Source organism: Pseudomonas sp. rhizo25 (genome assembly GCF_031931935.1).
GTDB lineage: Bacteria > Pseudomonadota > Gammaproteobacteria > Pseudomonadales > Pseudomonadaceae > Aquipseudomonas > Aquipseudomonas synxantha.
The window spans coordinates 1-452 of the sequence record NZ_JAUJXA010000056.1; the positions used below are offsets into that span (position 1 = coordinate 1).

Here is a 452-nt window from a genome sequence, read left to right on the forward strand (position 1 = left end):
AACACCTTTACTCGACAAACCTGCTCCTGGCTGGAAGCGCGATCTGCCGGGGCCAAACGAGTCGCCCTCCACTGAACCCTACCCTCCCGTACTCTCAAATCCGCCCAATCATGTTGACGATATCTACCTTGAGTTGCCAAGTAGGACCTTCCGAATTCGGGGTGTCGCCGTTTGGGGGGCGATGTCTCTTTTTTTGTTCTCTCTCATTCCTCCCGTCGCTTGGATTACCCTTTTTATAACAACTCGAGCTGTGCCTTCTTTTGTATTTAACTTCTTCGGCCTCATCGCGTTTATCGTCCCTATATGGGTAGGCGTGTTTTTTTGGCGAATGGACGTAGAAGCCCCCCGCGACGAACCCATCCGCTTCAACCGTTTCCGACGCAAAGTCTATGTTTACCGCTTCCACCACGACGGCCTCAGACCCTTCAGCCGCACCGCCTGGGGCGTGCGAG

General features: G+C 54.2%; 1 protein-coding gene. It reads left to right on the plus strand.

Annotation, left to right across the window (positions count from 1 at the left end):
- Positions 1-181: 181 nt before the first annotated feature.
- Positions 182-452, plus strand: a 271-nt coding sequence (locus QZR30_RS27910; RefSeq protein ID WP_322101195.1) for a DUF6708 domain-containing protein, incomplete at its 3' end; no start/stop codon positions are given.